This window comes from Xenorhabdus vietnamensis, from assembly GCF_002127535.1.
In the GTDB taxonomy this organism is placed as follows: domain Bacteria; phylum Pseudomonadota; class Gammaproteobacteria; order Enterobacterales; family Enterobacteriaceae; genus Xenorhabdus; species Xenorhabdus vietnamensis.
In genome coordinates this window covers 109,254-124,926 of the sequence record NZ_MUBJ01000014.1, presented here as the reverse complement: position 1 = coordinate 124,926, position 15,673 = coordinate 109,254, and the positions used below count along the sequence as shown (strand labels likewise).

At 45.4% G+C, this 15,673-nt stretch carries 15 protein-coding genes and 1 pseudogene; 9 read left to right on the top strand and 7 right to left on the bottom strand.

The genetic code is table 11. From position 1 onward, the window contains the following. Positions 1-94: 94 nt before the first annotated feature. From Xvie_RS13305 to Xvie_RS21630, 7 genes and pseudogenes are all read right to left on the bottom strand, one after another. Positions 95-274 (bottom strand): annotated as a pseudogene (locus Xvie_RS13305) (cell filamentation protein Fic); the annotation flags it as partial. A gap of 276 nt (positions 275-550) precedes the next feature. Then, positions 551-790 (bottom strand): FeoC-like transcriptional regulator, encoded by a 240-nt coding sequence (locus Xvie_RS13300; protein ID WP_086109787.1) that lies wholly within the window; start codon positions 788-790, stop codon positions 551-553. 12 nt (positions 791-802) lie between these two features. Further along, a complete protein-coding gene (gene feoB / locus Xvie_RS13295; protein WP_086109786.1) occupies positions 803-3,127 on the bottom strand; it encodes a Fe(2+) transporter permease subunit FeoB in 2,325 nt (774 codons plus the stop codon). A gap of 142 nt (positions 3,128-3,269) precedes the next feature. Further along, a complete protein-coding gene (feoA, locus tag Xvie_RS13290) occupies positions 3,270-3,497 on the bottom strand; it encodes a ferrous iron transporter A (RefSeq protein WP_086109785.1) in 228 nt (75 codons plus the stop codon). Between the two features lie 274 nt (positions 3,498-3,771). After that, the gene (locus Xvie_RS13285; RefSeq protein WP_086109784.1) at positions 3,772-4,299 is read right to left on the bottom strand and encodes a hypothetical protein; all 528 of its coding nucleotides are present in this window, start codon (positions 4,297-4,299) and stop codon (positions 3,772-3,774) included. A gap of 464 nt (positions 4,300-4,763) precedes the next feature. Beyond that, positions 4,764-7,121, bottom strand: a complete 2,358-nt coding sequence (locus Xvie_RS13280; protein ID WP_086109798.1) for a Tex family protein — start codon at positions 7,119-7,121, stop codon at positions 4,764-4,766. Positions 7,122-7,192: 71 nt separating this feature from the next. Continuing rightward, on the bottom strand, positions 7,193-7,366 hold the full coding sequence (locus Xvie_RS21630; protein ID WP_167376278.1) for a hypothetical protein: 174 nt from the start codon (positions 7,364-7,366) through the stop codon (positions 7,193-7,195). A gap of 29 nt (positions 7,367-7,395) precedes the next feature. Here Xvie_RS21630 and greB point away from each other — a divergent pair, with 29 nt between their 5' ends. From greB to Xvie_RS13235, 9 genes are all read left to right on the top strand, one after another. Then, positions 7,396-7,878, top strand: coding sequence for a transcription elongation factor GreB (gene greB / locus Xvie_RS13275; RefSeq protein WP_086109783.1), 483 nt, complete (start codon positions 7,396-7,398; stop codon positions 7,876-7,878). 191 nt (positions 7,879-8,069) lie between these two features. Then, complete coding sequence (gene ompR / locus Xvie_RS13270; RefSeq protein ID WP_086109782.1) at positions 8,070-8,789, top strand: osmolarity response regulator transcription factor OmpR; 720 nt, start codon at positions 8,070-8,072, stop codon at positions 8,787-8,789. After that, positions 8,786-9,868 carry an ATP-binding protein gene (locus tag Xvie_RS13265; protein WP_244175636.1) on the top strand — a complete coding sequence of 361 codons (1,083 nt, stop codon included), beginning with the start codon at positions 8,786-8,788 and terminating at the stop codon, positions 9,866-9,868. The genes ompR and Xvie_RS13265 overlap by 4 nt, the downstream gene beginning before the upstream one ends. Before the next feature lie 131 nt (positions 9,869-9,999). Then, complete coding sequence (gene pstS, locus Xvie_RS13260) at positions 10,000-11,040, top strand: phosphate ABC transporter substrate-binding protein PstS (protein WP_086109781.1); 1,041 nt, start codon at positions 10,000-10,002, stop codon at positions 11,038-11,040. A gap of 85 nt (positions 11,041-11,125) precedes the next feature. Further along, entirely contained in the window at positions 11,126-12,082 is a 957-nt protein-coding gene (gene pstC, locus Xvie_RS13255) for a phosphate ABC transporter permease PstC (RefSeq protein ID WP_086109780.1), read from the top strand. Positions 12,083-12,140: 58 nt separating this feature from the next. Beyond that, positions 12,141-12,992 carry a phosphate ABC transporter permease PstA gene (pstA, locus tag Xvie_RS13250; protein ID WP_086109796.1) on the top strand — a complete coding sequence of 284 codons (852 nt, stop codon included), beginning with the start codon at positions 12,141-12,143 and terminating at the stop codon, positions 12,990-12,992. 140 nt (positions 12,993-13,132) lie between these two features. Then, on the top strand, positions 13,133-13,906 hold the full coding sequence (gene pstB, locus Xvie_RS13245; RefSeq protein ID WP_086109795.1) for a phosphate ABC transporter ATP-binding protein PstB: 774 nt from the start codon (positions 13,133-13,135) through the stop codon (positions 13,904-13,906). Positions 13,907-13,923: 17 nt separating this feature from the next. Further along, a complete protein-coding gene (phoU, locus tag Xvie_RS13240) occupies positions 13,924-14,640 on the top strand; it encodes a phosphate signaling complex protein PhoU (RefSeq protein ID WP_086109779.1) in 717 nt (238 codons plus the stop codon). A 155-nt stretch (positions 14,641-14,795) separates the two neighbouring features. Continuing rightward, positions 14,796-15,644, top strand: a complete 849-nt coding sequence (locus Xvie_RS13235; protein WP_086109778.1) for an ABC transporter substrate-binding protein — start codon at positions 14,796-14,798, stop codon at positions 15,642-15,644. The last annotated feature ends 29 nt before the right edge of the window (positions 15,645-15,673 follow it).

Genomic DNA, 15,673 nt, shown 5'->3' with positions numbered 1-15,673 from the left:
AGGCACGTTTGCTTGATGGGAGCGGTATGAGTCGAGAGGCTCACGTACCGTTCTGCGAGAGGCTGCGGGGGCAGTTCCCGCGGTCTACTCAACCAGTGATTTTCTTAAGTGGGAATTGCTCTTCAAAAATGGCCTGATACAGTTTTTCCAATAGTACTAACTCTGCATCATTAATTTCATTTAGATCAGAAATACCGAGCTTGTTTGCTAAGACTTCTTCATTAGAGCCTTGAGCAAATTTAACTTCACTGTTAGAAACATCATATCTGCTCATTGGCGATCTCACTTGATGATAAAGTTAATAGTTTTTACAACGCGAGTGTGGCGTTAGTATAGAACAAGCATCAGCGTAGTAAATCAAGCTCATGTTGTCAGAAAAGGCCGCCAGTGTATTATTCTATCGGTTTAGGCATATTAGGCTTTGATCGGACGTAAAATCTAATGCCTTAACCAGCTCTGGCCTGATTGAATAAAATAACCCCGTTGCCTTAATTGGGATCTTGGCAACAAGGCTATTCAAGTAGCTGACTTCAAAGAGAATTTACTTGCCTTATTTTTTTACAACAAGCTGATACACCTTAGTATCACATTTTTGCGTTTCCGGGCACTGTTTGCAGCCCCCGCTGAGGCAGGAGGAAGCATCCACTTCCTCCAGTTTACCCATTATGACAAGCTGCTTGAGCATGGCTTCCACCATTGGCAGCGGTGCTGAAAACTGATGGCTCAATGACCTTGCATCAGTACGCCCATTGAGGGCAATAGCATCTCTGATTTTCAGCAGATTAATCATTTATGGCTCCGACTAGTGGCAGCTGCCCTTTGAACATTCGCAACTACGGTCAGTAGTGTTATTGAACGTGACGGTAACTCTACTGCGTGCGCGACGTAATCCAATAAAGACCAATATGTTAAACAGAATCACGATCGAAATGGTGATCAAGCTACTTTGTGGATGAGCTGAAAAGGTTGTGATTTGATAAAACAGTGCTGACAGAGAATAAGCAACGTTCAATCCCCACAGGATGGAGAATGTCATCCAGCCACGGCTGGTTTCACGGGCAATGGCTCCCATGACAGAAACGCAAGGTACGTACAGCAGCACGAAAATCAGGTAACTGTAAGCAGAAATAGCCGAGCCGAATTTGGCGCTCATTGTTCCCATTGAACCGCGATCCATGTCTCCGTCACCTTTGCTGGCTTCAATCGGGTTAGAAAGTGCGCTCAGAGTGAAGGTTTCTTTCAGGCTATCCCACGTTTCCGTTACAGAGCCTTTTAGTTCATCCAATAAGTTGAATTCATCTGGATTGAATGGCGCTTGAGTAATGTTTTCTGCGGTATATAAGGTATTAAGGGTTCCTACAACCACTTCTTTTGCCATCGCTCCGGTGATAAGCCCGACAGTGGCTTGCCAGTTATCGGAATGTACACCAATGGGTTGCAATACAGGCGTAAGCACTTTACTGACGGAAGCTAATGCTGACTCGTTGATATTATCCACGGTCTTGCCGGAAAAGGAGAAGCTGTTCAGGGCACCAATCAGCATACTTGCTGCGACAATTACTTTACCTGCGCGTATCACAAAACCTTTTAGCCTCTGCCATGTCTGGAGTAACAGGGTTTTGGCATGAGGAACGTGATAGACCGGCAACTCCATCACAAATGGCGATGCTTCACCACGCATTAGCGTGTATTTGAGCAAAAGCCCTGTCAGGATAGCGACGACAATCCCTAGCATATACAGGGAGAAAACGATGCTTGCTCCATTTTTGCCAAAGAAAGCCGCAGCAAATACAGCAAAGATCGCCAATCTTGCCCCACAGGACATAAATGGTGCCATCATGATGGTAATCAGGCGCTCACGGGGGGCATCCAGTGTCCTTGAACCCATCACAGCAGGCACGTTACAGCCAAAGCCAACAATCAAGGGTACAAAGGATTTACCCGGCAATCCCATTGCTTGCATCAGCCTGTCCATGACAAATGCTGCTCGCGCCATATAGCCGGAGTCTTCCAGAAAGGAGAGGAACAGATACATCATGCCAATCTGGGGAACCAGCGGCAGTACCGTGTTGATGCCTCCACCAATTCCCTGAGCAAGGAACACAGTCAACCAATTCGGGAAATGGAGAGAATGGCCGAGCCACTGCATTCCATCAATGAAGATAGCGGCAGAAGCACCTTCAAAGATTGGTTGTAAGGCTCCCCCAATATTGATGGCCAGTATAAACATCAGGTACATGACAAACAGAAAGATAGGTACACCTAACCAGCGGTTCAGGATTATGGTATCCAGCGCTTGGGTCAGTTTATTTGGTATGGCTGAGCGGGTATCAATGACAGCCAGACAAATTTCACTGATTGCTTGATAGCGAGAACCTGCAATGATGAGATCGGGTTCTTCAATTTGTTGTTTTTGCAGGCGATTATGGCTTTCCGTCAGTTGTGTGTGACTCAGGCCAGATATCTCACGGCTGTAAATATCCCCTTCCAACACTTGCAGAGCCAGCCAGCGGCGTTGCTGTAGAGTGAATTTCTCCATTATCTGGCGGGAAAGGTGGGAAATCTCCTGCAATAACGCATCAGGATAATCAATCTGGACAGTGTGGGATTTCTGTAGGGTATTTTGCGGGTAATTGTCGATGGTGTTTTTCAGTACATCTATCCCTGTGGCACGCGTTGAAACCAATGGGATGACCGGGCAGCCGAGGCGCTTCTCCAATGCCGGGATATCAATATTGATGCGTTGGCTTTGAGCAATATCCAGCATGTTCAGTGCAATGATGCAGGGAATGCCCAGTTCAATTAATTGCAGTGAGAGATAAAGATTACGTTCCAGATTCGACGCATCAACAACATTGATCAACATATCTGCCTCACCGCTCAGGATATAGTGGCAGGCTATTTGTTCATCAATGGAGGTTTGTTCTGAAATTGTGGTGAGAGAGTAAGTACCAGGGAGGTCGACAAGCTCGACCTGATGGTTATGGGTAGCAAAGTGACCGGTTTTGCGCTCTACCGTAACGCCAGCCCAGTTGCCTACTCGTTGTCGGGAGCCAGTAAGCTGGTTAAAAAGCGTCGTTTTGCCGGCATTAGGATTACCGATCAGGCCTATGGTTAATTGTTTCATTATACTTTCTGCCAATCAGGAAGCGACTTCCGTACTCTAGTGATACTTTCGTATTCTGGTTATACGTTTGTACTTTAGGTTATAAAAGAGTTTGGTTTATAAACGTGGTATTTATTCTGAACTGCATTGATTCCGCGCTTTGCTAGTTCAGATCTTCATTTAACATGAGGAATGCTAGGTCTTGTTTACGAAGAGTCAGGTTGACCCTGCGTGTTTCGATTTGTATTGGATCGCCTAATGGAGCAAAGCGAATAACCTGAAATGTTGAGCCTGGTAACATGCCGAGTGACAATAGTTTTTGCCGGTAAGCGGGACTAATCTCTGGAGAAAATCCCAGAATTTTATATCTATGTTCTGGAATAAGAACCATATAACTCTCCATTTGGACTGAAAAAATAAGTGATTATGAGAATTATTATCCTCAATAAAGGGGAATTCACAAGAAAAAATTGCGGTAATTGCTCTGGATTCTAATTGTTAATGATAAGGATACGCAACTGTGATACTGGTTATTTATACTGAATAACGCAGGAACAAGTTGATATTAATCAAATTAATGGTGACTTTATTGAAAGTAAATCGTTGTCAGGCTTATTTAATATTTGGAAAAATAAGCCCTGTTAATCAAACAGGGCTGGTTGGTTTTATTGACCTTTAGGAGGATAACGTAGTTCACTCAATGGAACCTGCACACGTTCATCATCTTGATGTTGGCTCCAGGCGTCTGAGTCATACACCCACCATTTCTCAATTTCCAATTCATAGAAACGGCGTATGGCATGGCCTTGATAGTCACTGATGGGACGAGATTTTTTCTTTCTGATAGCGGGATCGGGATAAGTTTTTAAGAAAAAGTAGTCATAGGTTTCTTTTATTTGATCATCGGGGACTTGGCGGGCACAACCAACAAATTGAGCACCAGCCAGATCCAGTGATGAATCAGGCATGACCAGACTGCTGTAGATTGTACCGCTGACACGAGGATTGATACACAATTCTTGCGAATGTCGGGTATCTTGTTTTGAATACCAGATCAGTGTCAGTGGGTTGTATTTCGGAATATAAAACATAGTCGATGACCAGACTGAGTCTGCATCCGGATCATGAGTGGAAAGACCGAAAAAACGGATATTGCTGAGTAGATCAAAACTGCTTTGGACGTATTTGTTCATGGTTTTTCCTCAACAGTGTGAATGCGTTTTTTATACCGGTATATCTGCAAATTGATGCCCATTGGTATAAAAACTTAGGATTCTATGAATGATTTATATTTTTATATTATTCAATAAACCCACGTTATTATGAGATTTATTGCGAAACGAATTATACGGAATATTAATAAAAATATGCAGGTGTCATTACTTATTCAAATTTATCATGTCAGCAATAAATATAATCATCCTTATGAAAATAAGGGCTTTTTATGGGTTGTTGGTAAGAGTGCTTTATTTATTCTCACGTAATAGTTTATTTGAATTAAAAATATATTTAGTGATATTTAATGATTAAAACTTTAATTAATTTCACGCCTTTTCATAAAGCAGTCACAACAATACTGTATTTTTGGAAAGATCCTGAACTGGCTGAAATTGTGCCAGTTCAGGAAATCATTTATGTCAGCAAGCGTTTTTGCTAATTAACGTTTTTTATTAAAGGCAGCTGCGAGTGCATCACTCATGGCGCTGTTGGCTAATGTTGCAGAACCTGAACGCGAGTTTTGGTGGTTTCTGCCATTGCCATTACCGTTGCGATTATTGCGGCTCTGGTCATTGCGATCCTGACGGTTGCCACCTTGAGGACTCCGGCGTGCCTGAGTTTCACCTGGTTGCTCATCAAGACGCATGGTCAATGCAATACGTTTGCGGTTGAGGTCAACATCCATCACTTTCACTTTCACGATGTCGCCCGTTTTGACTACGGTATGTGGATTTTCCACAAAGCGATCGGACAATGAAGAGATATGAACCAGGCCATCCTGATGGACACCGATATCCACGAACGCGCCGAAATTAGTCACGTTAGTCACGGAGCCTTCCAAGATCATACCCACTTGCAGGTCGTTCATAGTTTCAACACCATCGGCAAACGAAGCTGTCTTGAACTCAGGGCGAGGATCGCGACCCGGCTTTTCCAGCTCTTTCAGAATATCGGTGACAGTCGGGATGCCGAATTTTGCTGTTGTGAAATCCTGAGCGCTCAAATTACGCAGGATAGCAGGGTTACCCATCAATTCAGGCAGGGTCTGCTCGATTGTTGTCAGGATCTTCTCAACCACTGGATAGGTTTCTGGGTGAACCGTTGAAGCATCCAGCGGGTTGTCACCCTGATTGATGCGCAGGAAGCCAGCACATTGCAGGAAGGCTTTCGGCCCCAGACGATTGACTTTCAGCAGTTCGTCACGGTTATTGAAGCGGCCATTCTCATCACGCCAGTTAACGATATTTTGGGCAACAGCACGGCTCAGACCTGCAACGCGAGTCAGCAAAGCGACAGAAGCTGTGTTCAGGTCAACGCCAACGCCGTTTACACAGTCCTCAACCACGTTATCCAGTTTTTTGGCAAGTTGAATCTGGCTGACATCATGCTGGTATTGACCAACACCGATAGATTTTGGTTCGATTTTTACCAGTTCAGCCAGCGGATCTTGCAGGCGGCGGGCGATGGAAACAGCGCCCCGCAGGGAAACATCCAGATCAGGAAATTCTTGTGCAGCCAACTCAGAAGCGGAGTAAACAGAAGCGCCTGCTTCGCTGACAACTACTTTTTGTGCCGTGACGTCAGGATATTGTTTCTGGATATTAGCGAAGAAACGTTCTGTTTCACGGGATGCAGTACCGTTACCAATGGCGACTAATTCCACCTGATGTTTGGTGCACAGGGCTGCGACGGTTGCAGTTGCTTTGTTTTCCTGCCCTGTATGCGGATAAATGGTATCGGTGGCAATGAGTTTGCCTGTCGCATCAACAACGGCGACTTTTACCCCTGTGCGCAAGCCCGGATCCAGCCCCATTGTTGCGCGCATGCCCGCAGGTGCAGCCATCAGCAGGTCATGCAGGTTACGGGCGAATACGTTGATGGCTTCATCTTCGGCTTTCTCGCGCAGCGTACCCATCAGTTCGGTTTCCAGATGCAGCAGCACTTTGATGCGCCATGTCCAGTTCACCACGGCTTTGCGCCAGTTGTCAGCCGGTGCATTATTCAGGCGCAGGTTAAGGTGATCGGTAATAATTTGCTCGCAGTAACTCTCTTTTGGGGCTTCCTCAAACTGTGGATCGGCATTCAAAGACAGTTGCAGAATGCCTTCATTGCGTCCACGGAACATGGCAAGGGCACGGTGGGAAGGAACCGTCGAGATAGCTTCGTGGTGATCGAAATAATCGCTGAACTTGGCACCTTCTTCTTCTTTGCTTTCGGCAACTCTGGAAACCAAATGAGCATTTTTCCATAGGTATTCACGTACTTTCGCCAGCAGAGCCGCATCTTCAGCGAAACGTTCCATCAGGATATAACGTGCGCCATCCAATGCCGCTTTGGTATCAGCAACACCTTTGTCCGTATCAACATAGGTAGCCGCTGCCAATTCTGGCTCTTGCTGTGGATCTTGCCACAGCAGATCAGCCAGAGGCTCTAACCCGGCTTCAATAGCTGTTTGTCCGCGGGTGCGGCGTTTAGGTTTATAAGGTAGGTACAGGTCTTCCAATTCGGTTTTGCTCTGCGTGGCGTTAATCGCTTCTGCAAGCTCAACAGTTAACTTTCCCTGCTCCTCAATCGATTTCAGAATAGTCTGACGGCGGTTGGACAGGTCGCGCAGATAACCGAGGCGGCTTTCGAGCTGGCGGAGCTGCGTGTCATCCAGACCACCGGTGGCCTCTTTACGGTAACGGGCGATAAAGGGTACGGTATTTCCCTCATCAAGCAGAGTAATGGCGGCTAGGGCTTGCTGTGGTTGAGCCTGTAGCTCACCGGCAATGATTCGACTTAAAGATTCATTCATGGTCTGTTTTTCTTCAACTTTCTTGGCGTCTGTAGACATCCTGAGACATCCTGAGACAGAGCCGGATAAGATCAAATTTCACCTGAAACAGTATCGGCATGGTTCAAACTGGCTCCATTTATACGTGCTGAGCGCGATAATTTCCAGTTTAGTGCGATATTTCGGTCATGTTGCGACAGAATTAATCGAATATCTTCTGGGTTAAGATCGAATATCTTCTGGATTAAGATATAGTACTTCGCCATTAATCACCTTTTCTCAAGTGAGTTTTTTTATGGCCAAGAGTAACTATATTACCCGGGAAGGTTGGCATTCGCTTGATCAGGAATTGAAATATCTCTGGAAAATTGAACGACCTAAGGTCACCCAAGCTGTTTCAGATGCTGCTGCATTAGGGGATCGTTCAGAGAATGCTGAATACATTTATGGTAAAAAAAGATTAAGGGAAATTGATCGTCGTGTGCGTTTTTTGTCCAAACGTTTAGATGTACTGCAAATTGTCGATCCTGACCCGCGACAAGAAGGGAAAGTCTTTTTTGGGGCATGGGTAAAAGTTGAAAACGAGAATGAGGAAGAACATATTTTTCGTTTAGTGGGGCCGGATGAGTTCGATCCTGCCAAGAAATGGATTTCCATTGATTCTCCGGTGGCAAGGGCGTTACTTGGTAAGCAGGCTGATGATGAAGTTACGGTGATGACACCTAATGGCAAGGTGACTTACTGGATACTGGAAATTGGCTATCAGCCTTTGACATAAATTACAGCGATTGCGGAGCGGAAATTGGGAGAACAAGAATAGAGAAAACAAGGATGGAAAACTGAAACATAAGCAATAGTTGCCAATGCTGTAAGTAGCCTTAAAATACATGCGGTTAGTCTCTATTGAAGTATGGGGTTTCTGTGAAGGTAATGGATGTTACGGGCATGGAGCATCTTGGGAGCTGAAACATGCAAGAGAGTTATAAGATCCTTGTTGTTGATGATGATATGCGCTTGCGGGCGTTGTTGGAACGCTATTTATCCGAACAGGGATTTCAAGTGCGCAGCGCAGCAAATGCAGAGCAGATGGATCGTTTATTGACCAGAGAATCCATTCAATTGATTGTCCTGGATTTAATGTTGCCAGGCGAGGATGGGTTGTCTATCTGTCGAAGGTTAAGAGGTCAGCATAACTCGATTCCGATCATCATGGTATCCGCGAAAGGAGAAGAGGTTGATCGGATTGTTGGTCTTGAAATTGGAGCGGATGATTATCTTGCCAAGCCTTTTAACCCGCGTGAATTGTTGGCACGCATGCGTGCTGTTCTGCGGCGACAAACGAATGAGTTGCCGGGAGCGCCGGCATCAGATGATGCGGTGATCCATTTCGGGAAATTTAAACTTGATCTCGGAACACGTGAAATGTTTCATCAGGATGAGTTGTTGCCTTTGACCAGTGGGGAATTTGCTGTGCTGAAAGTATTGGTTTCTCACCCTCGGGAGCCGTTATCACGGGATAAATTGATGAGTCTGGCTCGGGGACGAGAATATGGCGCTATGGAGCGTTCCATTGATGTACAGGTTTCCCGCCTGCGTCGCCTGATTGAAGAAGATCCTGCCCATCCGCGCTATATCCAGACTGTCTGGGGGTTGGGATACGTTTTTGTTCCTGATGGAAGCAAGGTATGAAAAATCTCTGCATGAAAAAGCCCCGGCTTTCTCTGCGTATCTGGTTTTCCTATGTTTTGTACTTGATGCTGGGCAGCTTGCTGTTCAGCTCTCTGGTCGCCTTGTTTCTGGTGGCGTTCGAAAAATTCTCTTTCAACGCGATATTTCCTTATCTCTTTATAAGTATTTTTGTGGTGGGATTGTCAGTGTTCGCAGTGTTCTGGCGGTATTTGGCTATCCAAAAATGGGCATTGAAGTCCATACATGAAGCAGTCATCGACATGGAAAAAGGAAGAAGAGTGTCACCGTTGCCTGAAAAGGGATTCCCCGCCATCCGTTCCGTTATTAGAGCACTCAACCAATTGTCGGCAGTGCTGAAATCACAGGAAAGTGAACAGGCGGTATTGATGGCCGGAGTGAGTCATGATTTGCGCACCCCACTTACCCGTATTCGTCTGGCGATGGAAATGCTGGGGGAAAAAGATGGTTTTCTGACAGAATCTATCCATCAGGATATTGAAGAGTGCAATGCCATGATTGATCAGTTCATTGATTATCAGCGGGCAGGGCAGGATGTGCCATTCACATGCTGTGAATTGAATGGGTTGCTTGAAGAGGTGATTGAGGCAGAACAACGCTGTATAACCGATGTCGATATCGAAAATCACTTGTCGAGTGATCCAATTTTTATTTTAGCCCATTCCCTTTCCGTCAAACGTGTATTGGTCAATATGTTCACTAATGCCCGGCGTTATGGCAATGGATGGATTCGAATCAGTAGCGGTTCAACAGAAAAATTTGGCTGGTTTCAGATTGATGACAACGGCACCGGGATAACAGAGGAAGAAGTCGCTATTTTATTCCAGCCTTTCAAGCAAGGCGTTCGGGCCAGCAGCATCCGTAGCAATGGTGGCGCGGGATTGGGGCTTGCGATTATCCACCGTATCATTGGCATCCACGGGGGGAGTATTCAGGTAGGGAGCAGTGAAAAAGAAGGGTTATCCATCCGCGTATATATTCCATTGAGTGCAGCGTTGAGTACACCACTGAGACCGCAAAATAAGGTATCTCCGAAACGTTCTGTCATAAAAATGTCATAATTCATACATTGTATTGTCATTGAATTCACTTACTTTCCTTCACGATTCATCTTTTAACCTAAAAATCAAATTGTCAGCCATGCCTGGCATTATATTTTTAATGAATGATGTGTATCCCAATAGGAGAGAGTATGAAATCAATGCGTACTACCGTGGCGAGTATCATGGCCGCTGTATTTGCCATGACATCCCTGTCTTCATTTGCTGCCACCAGCTTGACGGGAGCAGGTGCGACATTTCCAGCACCGATATATACCAAATGGGCGGATTCTTATCAGAAAGAAACTGGCAACAAAGTTAATTATCAGGGTATCGGCTCTTCTGGTGGTGTAAAACAGATTATTGCCAATACTGTTGATTTTGGTGCATCCGATGCTCCTCTTCCTGATGAAAAGTTGGCTGCTGATGGGTTGTTCCAGTTCCCGACGGTAATCGGTGGTATTGTGCTGGCGGTGAACATTTCCGGTGTTAAATCCGGTCAGTTGGTTCTGGATGGTAAAGCCCTTGGTGACATCTATCTGGGGAATATCAAGAAATGGAATGACCCCGCGATTGCAAAACTGAATCCTAATCTCAAATTACCCGATCAAAACATTGCCGTGGTTCGTCGTGCCGATGGATCAGGGACTTCCTACGTCTTCACGAGTTATCTGTCTAAAGTTAACAGCGATTGGAAACAAAAAGTTGGGGCAGGCTCGACCGTCAAATGGCCAACCGGATTAGGCGGCAAAGGCAATGATGGAATTGCTGCATTTGTTCAGCGTCTGCCTGGCTCGATTGGTTATGTCGAATATACCTATGCGAAGCAGAATAACCTTGCTTATACCAAATTGCTCTCAGCGGATGGTGCAGTAGTTGCACCTACCGGAGAGAGTTTCAGTGCTGCCGCCAAAGGTGCAGATTGGAACAGTAGCTTTGCTCAGGATCTGACAAATCAAAAAGGTAATAATGCGTGGCCAATTACATCCACCACATTCATTCTCATCCATAAACAACAGGCAAATGCAGAGAATGGTACCGAAATTCTGAAATTCTTCGATTGGGCTTATGACAAAGGCAAAAAACAGGCGCAGGATTTGGATTATGCTGCTCTGCCAAAAGAAGTAGTCAGTCAGGTACGTGCAGCATGGAAGAGCAACATCAAAGACAGCAGTGGCAAACCGCTATATTGAATTTTCCTATCACCGGTGTGAACCGGCGATTATAAAATCTCCCCCTTTATTAAGGGGGAAATAACTCAAAATGAGAATTAAGCGTATGGCCGAACGTAAAACGGCACTGAAAGCACCAAGCAAAAATGGCGACATTATTTTCAGCATCCTGGTTAGGCTAGCGGCGTTGCTGACTTTGTTCCTGTTGGGAGGCATTATCGTTTCGCTGATCATTGCTTCTTGGCCGAGTCTACAAACATTTGGTTTTGCTTTCTTGTGGAGCAAAGAGTGGGATGCACCAGCGGGAGTGTTTGGCGCGTTAGTACCGATTTATGGCACATTGATGACTTCATTAATTGCCTTGATTATTGCGGTTCCGGTGAGTTTTGGCATCGCCCTGTTTCTGACGGAATTAGCTCCGAATTGGTTGAAACGTCCGTTGGGCGTGGCCATTGAGCTATTGGCAGCCATCCCCAGTATCGTTTATGGCATGTGGGGACTGTTTGTTTTTGCTCCATTATTTGCCACGTATTTCCAGCAACCCGTCGGTGATGTGCTCTCGAGCCTTCCTATCGTTGGCGAGTTGTTCTCTGGCCCCGCCTTTGGCATTGGCATTCTGGCGGCAGGTGTCATTCTTGCCATCATGATTATTCCCTATATCGCTTCTGTAATGCGTGATGTGTTTGAACAAACCCCCGTGATGATGAAAGAGTCTGCCTATGGCATTGGTTGTACAACATGGGAAGTGATTTGGCATATCGTTTTGCCTTATACCAAGAATGGTGTGATTGGGGGCGTGATGTTGGGGCTTGGTCGGGCATTGGGAGAAACAATGGCTGTCACCTTTATTATCGGTAATACCTACCAACTGGATAGTTTGTCTCTGTACATGCCGGGGAACAGTATCACCTCTGCATTGGCGAATGAATTTGCAGAGGCTGAATCTGGCCTGCATACCGCCGCACTGATGGAGCTGGGGCTGATTTTATTTGTAATCACCTTTATTGTGTTGGCGTTGTCAAAATTGATGATTATGCGTCTGGCAAAAAATGAGGGGCGCTGAGATGACAACCACCAATAAGCAACCATTACATTTAGTTGATGCAGCAAGCGAAGTGGACATGAAGAGCCGCCGTCGCATGCAGTCATGGCGTCGGCAGAAAAATCGGTTGGCTTTGATGTTATCCATGGCGACGATGGCATTTGGGTTATTCTGGCTGAGTTGGATTTTAATCTCCACCATCACTAAAGGCATTGATGGTATGTCGCTGGCGTTGTTTACTGAGATGACGCCACCACCCAATACAGGGGGCGGTGGGCTGGCAAACGCCATTGCCGGCAGTGGCTTGCTGATCTTCTGGGCAACGGTGTTTGGTACGCCATTGGGGATTATGGCGGGGATTTATCTGGCGGAATATGGTCGCCGTTCATGGCTGGCAGAAATCATTCGCTTTATTAATGACATCTTGCTTTCAGCACCTTCGATTGTTGTCGGGTTGTTTGTCTATATGGTCGTAGTAGCGAAGATGCAACATTTTTCCGGTTGGGCAGGGGTCATTGCTCTGGCGTTGTTGCAGATCCCCATAGTGATTCGCACGACAGAGAACATGCTGAAATTGGTACCGGATAATCTGCGCGAAGCTGCTTATGCACTGGGAGCACCAAAATGGAAAATGATTTCAGCCATCACGTTGAAGGCATCAATATCAGGCATTATTACGGGGGTATTGCTGGCTATCGCCCGTATTGCCGGAGAAACGGCTCCATTGTTGTTTACTTCGCTTTCCAACCAGTTTTGGAGCACTGATCTCAGCCAGCCGATTGCAAACTTGCCTGTTACTATTTTCAAGTTTGCCATGAGCCCATTTGCTGACTGGCAGCAACTGGCATGGGCAGGAGTATTGCTGATCACTCTGTGCGTACTGTTGATTAACATTGCGGCGCGTGCGTTGTTTGCGAAGAAAAAGCACTAATATTTTTCCAAACCTGCATTTTTAACATGCTATTTCTTGATGGAATACCCGATGGAATAAAAGCATGAAAGGTATTAAAGAGATAAATACTGATGAACAAGGCTAATGACATTGCAGTCAATAAAGTGACAGTCAACGAAATCGCAGTAGACAAAACAGCAGAAAGCAAAATTCAGGTACGTGACCTGAACTTCTATTACGGCAAATTTCACGCGCTGAAAAATATTACGCTGGATATCGCACAAAATAAGGTAACAGCATTCATCGGGCCATCGGGCTGTGGTAAGTCTACGTTGCTGCGTACTTTCAACAAAATGTATGAATTGTATGGCGAACAGCGAGCTGAAGGTGAAATTATTCTGGATGGCACTAATGTTCTGACAGATAAGCAAGATATTGCTTTGCTGCGCGCTAAAGTTGGGATGGTCTTCCAGAAACCGACGCCATTCCCGATGTCTATTTACGACAATATTGCTTTCGGGGTGCGCCTGTTTGAAAAACTATCCCGGGCAGAGATGGACGAACGTGTCCAATGGGCGTTGATAAAAGCGGCATTGTGGAGCGAAACCAAAGATAAATTACATCAGAGCGGGTATAGCCTTTCCGGTGGTCAGCAACAACGTTTGTGCATAGCCCGTGGTATTGCTATTCGCCCGGAAGTTTTGTTGCTGGATGAACCCTGTTCGGCACTTGATCCGATCTCAACAGGGCGTATTGAAGAATTAATCAGTGAGTTGAAATCAGAATATACCGTAGTGATCGTCACTCACAATATGCAGCAGGCAGCTCGTTGTTCTGATTACACGGCATTTATGTACCTTGGTGAACTGATTGAATTCAGCGATACCGATAGATTGTTCACCACACCGAAGATGAAACAGACCGAAGATTATATTACTGGCCGCTACGGTTGATATGGGGATAGCTTAAGATGGACAATCTGAATCTCAGCAAACACATCTCTGGTCAGTTTACTGCTGAACTGGAACATATTCGTACAGAATTGATGGTAATGGGTGGGCTGGTGGAAGAGCAGCTCAGTAAAGCAATTCTGGCGATGCATAACCAAGATGAAGTGTTGGCACGACAAGTGATTGAAAATGACCAGAAGGTCAATATGATGGAAGTGGCGATTGATGAGGCTTGTGTCCGTATCATCGCAAAGCGCCAACCGACAGCCAGCGACCTGCGTCTGATCATGGTTATTTCAAAAACCATTGCTGAACTGGAGCGAATTGGTGATGTTGCCAATAAGATCTGCCAGACTGCGCTTGAAAAATTTTCACACCAACAGCAATCCTTGCTGGTCAGTTTAGAATCACTGGGTCGCCATACTATCCAAATGTTGCATGATGTGCTGGATGCCTTTGCCCGCATGGATCTGGAAGAGGCTATCCGTATCTATCGTGAAGACAAAAAAGTTGATCAGGAATATGAAAGCATCGTTCGTCAGCTAATGACTTACATGATGGAAGATCCCAGAACGATTCCGAATATTATGACGGCTCTTTTTTGTGCCCGCTCTATTGAGCGCATTGGTGACCGTTGCCAGAATATTTGTGAATTTATTTTCTATTATGTCAAAGGACAGGATTTCCGCCATGTTGGCGGTGATAAGCTGGAAAAGTTGCTTACTCAAAAAGAGTAATTTTTTAATTATCTGAAACGCTGGTGTTTTTTCCGGCGTTCTTTTTTATATTCCATATAATTATAAACATAGCATTTTATATTATTTCAGGTGCTATATCGAAATTGATAGCTTTTGTTGGTCATATAAAAATTAATAACCAACAGGGGTGTACAATGAAAATTCGCAATAAATCTCACGTAGCGGTGGCGGCTTTATTGACCAGCTTGGCACTGGTTTCAGGTGTGGCAAAGGCTGATAAACTTGATGATATTAAAAAAGCCGGCACGGTACGCATTGCGGTATTTGACAGTAACCCTCCATTTGGTTTTATCGATCCTCAGACGAAGAAATTGGCAGGCTATGATGTGGATATTGCCAATGCGATTGCCAATGATTTGGGCGTTAAGTTGGAACTGCGTCCGACGAATCCCGCAAACCGAATTCCTCTGCTTTCTTCCAAGAAAATTGACTTAATTGCCGCTAACTTCACGGTTACTGACGAACGCGCCAAACAAGTTGATTTCTCCATTCCTTATTTTGCGACAGGTCAGAAATTTATTGCCCGCAAAGGCGTACTGACCAATCCGGACGATATTGCTAAATTGCGTATTGGAGCAGATAAGGGAACTGTGCAGGAAATTACTCTGCGTGAGCGTTATCCAACAGCAAAAGTTATCTCTTATGACGATACACCGCTGGCATTTGCAGCCCTGAGAAATGGTAATGTTCAGGCAATCACGCAGGATGATGCGAAATTGGTTGGCTTGCTGGCAAACGTACCAGAAGCCCAGAAAGCAGATTTTGAGATTTCACCTTTCAGCATTACCCGCGAATATCAGGCGGTAGCGGCTTCCAAAGGAGAGGGGCGACTGATTGATGCGGTTAATCACACTTTACTGAAATTGGAAAAAGAGGGTGAAGCAGGGAAGATCTACAACCGTTGGTTTGGCCCGGAAACTAAATCTGCTCAGCCACGTGGTGATTTTAAATTCGCACCATTGGAAAGTCATGCAAAACTGTGATGTTAATTTTATAGCTTCTGTTTAGCGCT